This is a genomic window from Candidatus Syntrophosphaera sp., from assembly GCA_019429425.1.
GTDB lineage: Bacteria > Cloacimonadota > Cloacimonadia > Cloacimonadales > Cloacimonadaceae > Syntrophosphaera.
The window spans coordinates 1-10,113 of record JAHYIU010000086.1; the positions used below are offsets into that span (position 1 = coordinate 1).

The 10,113-nt window shown below is 53.6% G+C and carries 6 protein-coding genes; 2 read left to right on the plus strand and 4 right to left on the minus strand.

Annotation, left to right across the window (positions count from 1 at the left end; translation table 11 throughout):
• The 4 genes from K0B87_08245 to K0B87_08260 form a co-directional block, all read right to left on the minus strand.
• Positions 1–784: asparagine--tRNA ligase (locus K0B87_08245; GenBank protein ID MBW6514730.1), on the minus strand; the 784-nt coding region annotated here is incomplete at its 3' end.
• 9 nt (positions 785–793) lie between these two features.
• Positions 794–1,783, minus strand: coding sequence for a Gfo/Idh/MocA family oxidoreductase (locus tag K0B87_08250; GenBank protein MBW6514731.1), 990 nt, complete (start codon positions 1,781–1,783; stop codon positions 794–796).
• Between the two features lie 2 nt (positions 1,784–1,785).
• Positions 1,786–2,736 (minus strand): NAD-dependent epimerase/dehydratase family protein, encoded by a 951-nt coding sequence (locus tag K0B87_08255; protein MBW6514732.1) that lies wholly within the window; start codon positions 2,734–2,736, stop codon positions 1,786–1,788.
• Positions 2,737–2,860: 124 nt separating this feature from the next.
• Positions 2,861–4,138, minus strand: coding sequence for a penicillin-binding protein activator LpoB (locus K0B87_08260; GenBank protein MBW6514733.1), 1,278 nt, complete (start codon positions 4,136–4,138; stop codon positions 2,861–2,863).
• Positions 4,139–4,376: 238 nt separating this feature from the next.
• On the opposite strand from K0B87_08260, the gene K0B87_08265 reads away from it, so the two are divergent.
• Both K0B87_08265 and K0B87_08270 read left to right on the plus strand, forming a co-directional pair.
• Positions 4,377–5,390, plus strand: coding sequence for a hypothetical protein (locus K0B87_08265; GenBank protein MBW6514734.1), 1,014 nt, complete (start codon positions 4,377–4,379; stop codon positions 5,388–5,390).
• 88 nt (positions 5,391–5,478) lie between these two features.
• Positions 5,479–10,113, plus strand: a 4,635-nt coding sequence (locus K0B87_08270) for an immune inhibitor A (protein MBW6514735.1), incomplete at its 3' end; no start/stop codon positions are given.

Sequence of the window (10,113 nt, forward strand, 5' to 3'; positions counted from 1 at the left end):
GGATGGTGAGTTCGGCATCGCATTTATCCAGCACGGTTCTGATCACGAAGCGGATCAGATCTTCCTGGATCTGCATGCTTTCCGCGTGTTCCACAAACGCGGCCTCGGCATCCATCATCCAGAATTCGGTGAGGTGCTTTCTGGTTTTGGAACGCTCAGCGCGGAAGACGGGGCCGAAATCGTAGACCCTGCCCATGCTCATGATCCCCGTTTCCAGATAGAGCTGGCCGGATTGGGAGAGATAGGCCTTGCCTTCGTCGAAATAGTCGAGCTCAAAGAGGGTGGTGGTGCCTTCGCAGGCGTTGGGGGTGAGGATCGGCGAATCAAAGCGGACAAAGTGGTTCTGGTTCAGGAAATCACAGATCGCGTAATATACGGTGTGGCGGATGCGCAGGACAGCCCACTGCTTGGAGGAGCGGATCCAGAGATGGCGGTTGGAGAGCAGGAAATCCGGCCCGTGCTCCTTCTTGCCGATGGGGTATTCATCCGCAATTTGGATGGGAACGATGGACCTCACGGCAACTTCGTACTGACCCTCAAGTTTCTGATGGGGTTTGGCGATTCCGGTTATTTCAACTGAAGATTCCAGGGTGAGGCGTTTTGCCGTTTCGAACAGCTCTTCGCCCAGATCCGGTTTGAAGGCCACGCACTGGACCTCGCCGCTGCCGTCGCGAAGGACAATGAAGAGGAGTTTTCCGCTGTGGCGGATGGTTCGCACCCAGCCTTTGAGGGTGATCTCCTGGTCCAGGTGTTTGCCCAGGTCTATGATCAGGGTATGTTTCATATTGTACCGTCAGATATGGGTTTTGGGTTGTTTTCCGATGCGGTCCATGATCTGCATCGCGATCTGCAGCGCGCGCAGCCCGGCGGGACCGTCCACCACGGGTTTTTTGTCGTTCAGAACAGCGTCCACAAAGGATTCCAACTCCATGCTCAGCGCGTCCTTGTCCGTTTGGGAAAGGTCGAAGCGCTGGACATCGACCAAATCCTCGGCCTTGACATCTTTGTTTCCCAGCATCAACTGGGGCAGGTATTTCATGACGTCCGGGCTTCTCTTGGTCACGGAAGCCTGCTTGGCAACGAAATCCAGGGAAATATAGGCGTCACGCTGGAAAAAGCGGATCTTTCGCTCCTGCTTCATGGAAACCCGCGAAGAGGTCACATTGGCGATGGCGCCGCTGGCAAACTCGATCCTGGCATTGGCGATGTCGATGCTCGGGGTGAGGATGCCCACGCCGTTGGCGTTGATCTCTTTCACGGGGCTTTGCACGAAGTCCAGGATCAGGTCGATGTCGTGGATCATCAGGTCCAGGACCACGGGCACGTCGGTTCCTCGCGGCTGGAAGGTGGAGATGCGGTGCGACTCTATGAACAGCGGGTCCTGGATGTATTTGTCTACTTCCAGGGTCACGGGATTGAAGCGCTCGATGTGGCCGACCTGGATCTTGAGCTGGCGAGCGTTGGCCAGGGCCACGAGTTCCTCGGCCTGCCAAAGTTCCGAGGTGATCGGCTTTTCGATGAAGACGTGTTTGCCAGCCAGCAGCGCGGCTTTGGCCAGGTCGTAATGGGCGGTGGTGGTGGCTGCTATATCAACCGCGTCCACCTCCCCCAAAAGCTCGTCATAGCTGGCATAGGCCTTCACTCCAAGCTTGGCTCCCAGCGCCCGGGCCTGTTCTGGCCGGGAGTCAAAGAGGCCCATCAGCCTGCATTGGCTGAGGCGCCCGAATTTCTCAGCGTGCCAGCGTCCGAGATGGCCGACGCCGACTACGGCGACTTTCAGCATGTTCAGATCAACCTTTGGGACAAGATCCGGAGCATGTCCTCGGTCATCGAAGCAAGGTCGTAGTCAGGTTTCCAGCCCCATTCTTCCTGGGCGGCGCTGTGGTCCATGGAGTTCGGCCAGCTGTTGGCGATGGCCTGTTTGACTGGGTTGACGTCGTATTTCATTTGGAAATCGGGGAGGTGTTTCTTGATCTCAGCCGCGATCAGTTCCGGGTCGAAGCTCATGGCGGAAACGTTGAAGCAATTGCGGTGCTTGAGCTTGGCAGGATCAGCTTCCATCAGTTCCACCAGCGAGCGCAGGGCATCCGGCATGTACATCATGTCCAAAAAGGTGCCGGGTCCGAGGTTGCAGGTGTAGCTCTTGTTCTTGATGGCTTCGTAATAGATCTCCACGGCATAATCGGTGGTCCCGCCGCCGGGCAGGGTGACGTTGGAAATGATGCCGGGATAGCGCAGGCCGCGGGTGTCCACGCCAAATTTGAGAAAGTAGTAATCGCCCAGGAGCTCGGCCGCCACTTTGGAGATGCCATAGACCGTGGTGGGGCGCATCAGAGTGTCCTGGGGTGTGTTGTCCATCGGGGTGGATGGCCCGAAAGCGCCGATCGAAGAGGGTAAAAACACCGCGCCTTTGATCTCTTTGGCGATCTCCAGGGAATTGAGCATGCTGTCCATGTTGATCTTCCAGGCCAGGGTCGGTTTGGCTTCCCCGACGGCGGAAAGAACGGCCACCAGGTTGATGATGGTGTCGATGTTGTATTTTTTGACCACGGCGTACATTTTGTCGGCATCAAGGGCGTCCATGTTCTCACAGGGCCCGCCTTCCATGATCTCCGGGATCAGGGGAGTGCTGCGATAGGTGGCGACCACGGAATTAGCGCCGTAAATCTTTCTGAGATAGGGGACAAGCTCCGATCCGATCTGGCCGGCAGCGCCCAGGACAAGGATGTTTTTCATCTATAACTCCATTGGGAATGTATTTTTGTTTCCTTTTTTTTCACACTGCCTGCCTTGTCAATTCTTTTGGCGGGATGGCAGGCCGGGGAGGGAAAAAAGCTTAGGGTGGGAAAAGCCTCAGGGCCTATTTCACGTAATCCCGGACCCTGTCCACGATCTGGTCGCAGATTCCCTGGAGGGCCTGGTTGACCATGTCGACCTCTGAGGGCGGAAGGGGTTCAGCTTTGGAAACCATGGCCAGTGCTTCATCAGAAAGAACGCGGATATCGCCACTTTCCACACGTCCCCAAACGTCGGTCCAGGTGTGTTCAGAGCTGACAGTGTCCTGCAGCTTGATCCTGCCTGAGGGGACCTCGATCAAATTGAATGAGGTGATGATGTTGACCGAGGCTGTTTTGGTGAATTTTCTATAGACGCAGGTGACGTCTTCTTTGATGTCCCGGGTTTTCTCCTTCCCTTTTTTAGTGGTATAGGTTTCTTTGCCTGTGACCATGTTCTTGGATTCTTTGTGCTCTGAGGAAGTGATCCTGGGAGGAACATAGTTGATCTGGATGATCCTGCCCGTCATTATCTCATGCGCGCCCAACACGGCGCCCAAGGTCGAAGCGCCTGTGGTTTCGGTCACTTCTTCCAGGTTGAATTGCTGCTCGAGCAGGAGGGCGTTCATCTGGTCGCGGGTGACGATCTCTGTGAATTCTCGCACAACCGGGTCCTGGATCAGTTTGCCGATGATTGAATCGGTAAGCAGATCGATCAGGCTGCCGTATCTGAGCCGCGAACCGGACCTGTCCACAAAAGAGAGGATGGCAATGCGTTTGATCGCCAGGGCCCTTGCTTCTTCATAACGGGCCACGGCATCCATGAAATTCGGCACAAAACCCAGGGCGATCTGGAATTCTCCGGCGGCTTCCCTTTGGACGTCAGGATTTTCGCTGCTTTGAGCAAGCCGGATACCCTGTTGGTAATGGGCTTCCGCCGCGCCCAATTTACTTTGCGCGAGCGGAGTGTCGTAATCTTTGATAGTGAAGCTGTAGGTCTCTCCAGTTTTTGCATTGACCAGGGGATCGAGGGGTTCGACCAATCCCTGCAGGCGTATCAAGGCCTGGTATTCTTCCACGAGGCGGTCATACATGTCCTCAGCTTGAGCAGCCTGTAGCTGGAGGATCCTGGCCTCCCGGACCGCGATCACTTTGGGGTAGGTATTCTGGATCAATTCCTGAGCCTTGGCATAATCGGGCTTCAGGCGCAACGACTCCACATTTGTTTTGAGAGAATTTTCATACAGGCCTTTGTTGTATTCCTTGGAAGCCTGCCGATATAGGGTGACATTTTTGCTGCAGGCTGCCAGGAGCAGGAAAACGAGAATCAATCCCGCTAAGAACAGTTTTTTTGAGAGTGGCATAATTATCTCCTCAGATCTATGTCTTGGGTTGGTATTATGAATTCACCTTGAAAATTCTTTTTACAGGCCGCCCGTTCGCTGTCAAGACAAATGTTGCTATGCTCGCTTGGTCATGCCTAAGCTGGCGATGCCCTTTGTCCGACAGCTGCGTTTTTTTTAAGATTGCCGCAGGAACGGAACAGATTTTGCATTTATATCCTGAAAAAATTGACTTGCCATTTTACGTGGAGGATTTTAAATGCTGAAGAAGCATGTATTACTGAGTGCAGTGGCCCTGATCCTGATCCTGGGCGGATGCGCGAAACGCAGTACGGCCTGGGAGAACGAACCTGTTTTGACCCTGGTCAAACAAGTGCCGGTGGTCGGCAATCCAGCGGATCTCTGTTATGACGACGACAACATATTTGTGGCGCTTGACCAGGGAGGTCTCTCGATCATCGATGCCAATACATATTCTTCCCGCTGGTGGACCCAACTATACCCTGTAAGTTCTGATGCCCTGTTGGTCAATATCCGCAATGTTTCTGTCGTGGGCGAGCACAAATTGCTTTTTTTGGGAGAATATGTGGGCGCGGACAAGATCCGCATCGTCGATTACTCGGATCCCGACACCCTTAAGCTGATCGATTCAATAACTGGAGGGACGGACGGCTTGCAGGAGATAAATTTCAGCGCCATTGACAATCCCACGGGGGATAACATCATCAAAGGATTTTTTGGGGCCGGGCGCAACCTGAATTTCGCCAATTACAACGGAGTGCTTTACCTGGGAACGGATTACGTGATCAACACTCCAGCGACTGCGGCGGGGATGGATTATAACGACAGCTACATATTCGTGGCGGTTCAGCAAAGAGGTTTGGCGATCTATAACCGGGCCACGCAGCAATTATTGAGCGAGACCGTGGTTCCCGGAGAAGCTTTGAAAGTCAAGGTGTCAGGCAATTATGCCTACATCGCCGGCCGCCAGGGTGGATTGAGCGTTGTGAACATAGCTGATCCAGCCAATCCAGTTTTGGTGAGCAATTTCGACACTACTGGATACGCGACCTCCATCGATATAAAAGGTTCACTGGCGGTTGTCAGTTCAGGCGGTGGAGGTATCTATCTGTTTGACATCTCCAACCCGGAAAACCCTGTCCTGAAGCAAAACCTCATTTCCGCCGGATACACCAACAATGCGAAGTTCCACAACGACAGGTTGGTCGTTGCCTCCCGCGATCAGGGCATCCTGATATATGACATCGACTGAGCGAAGTCCAAGGACATACAAGTTTTAGAAATAAACGCCTGGAGCCGCAAACTCCAGGTTTTTTAATTTGATAGAAGAGGAAAATAGGATGAAAAAAATCCTGGCCCTAAGTGTTCTGGCGCTCTTTGGAATTGCCGCTTTGACAGCGGAAACCTTAAGCACCGCAAACCTGTTCAGAGTTGAGCGTTCAGACGGCAGCCAAGTGAAATTGGCGCTAACGACGCCAGTACCGGTGATAACGGAAAAAAGCGTGGCAGGAATAACTGTGCGCGAAGTATCGCTGGAAGGAGTGCCCAGTACTGCGGCCAACGGAATGCCCGAACTTCCTGTGCTCAGCACCATGATCGCCATTCCCGCTCAGGGAAGTTACACTTTGAATTACACTTACAGCGGCGTGGAATACATTGCCCTGGACAATCCCCAGATCCACGTCAATGACCATGACCCCGGCCCGGGATACAGCCCGGATCGACTGTTCCCGGCAGAACCAGTCAACGGTTCAGATCCAGCGATATTGAGGGATTTCCGTGTGGTCCAGGTGAATGTGTATCCCTATCAATACGACCTGAACACTCAGCAGCTTAGGGTTTACCAAAATGTTCAGGTTACCCTGGACTTTAACTCGGAGCCGGGTATCAACGAACTGCCAGCCTACACGAACTATAGCTACGCGTTCACCAAACTGTACGAAGCCCAGATCGCCAATTTTGCAGATTACAGGCACCTTGTGATGGCGCCGGCTCATGCCAGGGTCCTGCTGATCTATGGGCATAACACCGATTCAATTTTCCAGACCAAGCTGAACGAGCTTGTGGCCTGGAAGCGTCAGAAAGGCTTTGACGTGAACGCCGTGAGCACCCAGACCGCAGGATATTCCAACACGGCTATCAAGACTTACATCCAGACCCAATACAACAACGAAAACACCCGTCCGGATTTCATCATCCTGCTAGGAGACACCGGCGGCAGCTACACCGTGCCAACCTGGATTGAGAACCTTAGCGGTTACGGCGGGGCAGGCGATTATCCCTACACCCAGCTTTCCGGTAACGACACTTTGGGAGATGTATTCATCGGCCGCATATCCGCGGAGAACATCTCGCAATTGACCACCCTGCTGGCCAAGATCTATGTTTACGAACGGGACGTCAACAACAGCCCCGATTTTGCCACCTGGATCGATCGCATGCTGCTGATCGGCGATCCCAGTTCATCCGGCATTTCCACTGTTTACAGCAATCATTACATCAAAGAGATGTCCCTGAAGATCAATCCCAATTACAGCTATATCGAGAATTACACCGGCGGTTACGCCACCACGATGAACACAGGCATCAACCAGGGTGTTAGTTTCTTCAACTACCGCGGCTATATTGGCATGAGCGGCTGGTCGCCGTCAAACAGTCTGAACAACGGCCCCCGCCTGCCCCATTCTGTGATCCTCACCTGCGGCACGGGCTCCTTTGATTACACCAGCACTTCAGAAGAATTCATCCGCCAGGGTACCGAAGCTGTGCCCAGAGGCGCGATCACCGCGATCGGGATGGCCACCAGCGGAACCCACACCATGTTCAACAATGCCCTATCCAACGGGATTTTCGACGGGATCTTCATCTACCACATGCGCACCATGGGAGAGGCCCTGCTCAATGGCAGGCTGTATCTTTGGAACGTGTATGGCGTTTCCCACACCAACCAGTCGAATTATTTCGCCCATTGGTGCAACCTGATGGGCGACCCGACCATTGAGACCTGGGTCGGCATTCCTCAAAATCTGAACATCCAAGCCCCGACCACCATCCCCCGGGGGACCTCTTTTGTGGATGTGTATGTCCTGGCCGATGACCAGACGCCGCTGCAGAATGTAAGCGTAACCCTCTATAATTCAGGGGCCGGCACGGTGTTTTCGAAAGGATTCACCGACGCCCAAGGCATGGTAACACTCTTCGTGCCTTCCTATGTAAACTCCGATATCCTGATCACCGCTTCCGGCCACGATTACAAGCCCAGCCAGCAATACATAGCGCTCGATCAAGCCGGCTCGCTGGTTTATTTTGAGAAGATGATCTCAGACAACGGAACTTCTGGTTCCTCAGGAAACGCTGATGGCTTCATCAACGCGGGCGAAACGATCGCCCTGCTTTTGGAAGTCAAGAACACCACGGCTGCTACAGCGACCGGGATCTCTGCCGTGTTGAGCTCGCCAGATCCTCATGTGACCGTCATCCAAGCCCAGTCAAGCTATCCAGATGTCACCCCGGAAGGAACGATCCTCAATGACCAAGCCTTCCTGTTCTCGATCGATTACACCATCGAACCTGTCCATGACACGCGCTTCGTGCTCGACCTGACGGATTCAGCAAATACAGAATATCAGATAATCTTCCATCTGGGTAGCTACAATGCCAACCTCGCCGTCACCAATTACAGCATCAGCGCTGGCGGGGACGGTATACTCGATCCTGGCGAAAACGGAGTATTGACCCTTAACGTAACCAATAGTTCAGTTTTTGGAGCGGTTGACCTCTACGGCGAACTGACCGCCTTGAACGATCTGGTCGCGGTGACTTCAGCTGTTTCTTATTTTGGTACTGCTCCGGCTGGAATGACGATCAATTCAGTTGAGGGTTTTGGAATTTTTGCCAGGCCTTTGCTGATCCCTGGAATGCAGATCCCCTTCCGGCTCAGGATCTACAACGACAATGGCCTGGAGCAGGTCTCGCATTTCAATCTTCCCATCGGCACCGTAGCTCAAAACACTCCTCTGGGACCGGATGAAAACGGATACTTCATCTATGACATCTCAGATACGGCTTTCCCGGACTGCCCAACCTACGAATGGATCGAGATCGTTCCCAGCCTGGGTGGCAGCGGAACACTGATCACTGGCTTGAACGATTCCGGCTCTCCCAATAACGAGGGCGACCAGGTCGGCAGCGACGTTTTGGAAACGATCAATCTGCCTTTCCCCTTCAGTTTCTACGGTATAGAATATGACCAGATCACCGTCTGCGTAAATGGATTCATCGCCTTTGGCGTCACCCAGAACGGGGAATTCCGCAATGGCAGGATGCCAGGCGGCCAGGGTCCATCACCCATGCTCGCTCCTTTCTGGGATGACCTGGTGATCCTCACGGGCGGCGGCATCTACCGCTATTACGACGCGGAAGAGCATATCTTCATTATTCAGTACCAGAACCTCAAGAATGGTTATAACCGTACATCGGAAGAGACTTTCCAGGTGATCTTCTATGATCCGCTTTTTTATCCCTCCAGCATGGGCGACGGGATGATCAAGTTCCAATACAAAGTGTTCAACAATGTGGACTCAGGAGGCGGAGGTTACACACCCCACCATGGCAATTTTGCCACGGTGGGGATCCGCGACCATACCAACACCCGGGGCCTTGAGTATACCTATAACAATCAGTATCCGCCGGCGGCCCAGCCTTTGGGAAACAACAAGGCGCTGCTGGTGACCACCGTTCCCGTTCTCCATCAAAATGCCCACCTGGTTGTTGGAGAACTGATTCTTAATGACTTTAACGGCAATTCCTGGCTGGAGCCGGGTGAATCGGCCGAGATCGGAGTCAAATTGAGCAATCTGGGATTGAATCCGGCCACCAACGTGCAGATCACTGCCTCGACTCCCAGCCCCTTCATCACCATCCAAAACGACCAAAGCGCCTATCCGGACATTCCCGGCAGCGGCTGGGCCGTAAACACAAATCCCCTGGTCATCATTGCATCTCCAGATTGCACAGATAACCTGGCCGTGACCCTGCAATGCCTGGTCACGATCGACGGCAACAGCTGGACCTATCCGCTCAACATAACCATCCACAAGCCTTCGATCGCCCTCAGCGGACTCTATCTGAACGACGTTTTGGGCAACGGCAACGGATTGCCCGATCCCGATGAAACGCTGATTCTGGTAATTAACTATGTAAACAACGGTTTGGTCGAAGCGCACAACATGACCAGCAATATCATGTGCCTCAGCGAAGAGGTCACCATTGCCAATCCGCAACAACTGATTCCTCAAATTCTGCCGGGATCGACCTGCCAGGTTGCCTATCAGGTGACACTATCACCCAACGTGATCGTGGGCAACAACATAACCTTTTACCTGACCTATTTGGGAGACGAGATTGAGGCCCACAACGAGCAGATTCTGCTGAATGTGGGAACCACCGGAATGATGGAAGACTTCGAAAACAGCAACGGCGGTTTCATCAGCCAGCCTGCCACCAACGCCTGGCAATGGGGCACGGATTCCAGCGCTGGAGCGCATTCCGGCACGCATGTCTGGGGAACCATGCTCAATCAGCAATATCCCAATAACGTGAATTGGACCCTCACTACGCCGTCGATTTATGTCGGCTCGAATTTCATCCTGGAATTCTGGCATTACTATGATGCCGAAATGAATTACGACGGCGGAAACGTGAAGATCTCCACGAACAATGGGGGCACCTGGACCCTGATGAATCCGGTGGGCGGGTATCCGGTCTCCAGCGTCTCCGCCCTCAACGGTCCTGGCTACGCGGGAACCAGCGGTGGTTGGGTGCAAGCGCAATTTGATCTCAGCGCCTATTCAAACCAGAATGTCATGTTTCGCTGGACCTTTGCCTCGGATGGCTCGGTCCAAGGCCAGGGCTGGTTCATCGACGATGTCCAGACAACCGGTTTCATACCCTTCGCGGGAGTGGTCACGGGAGCG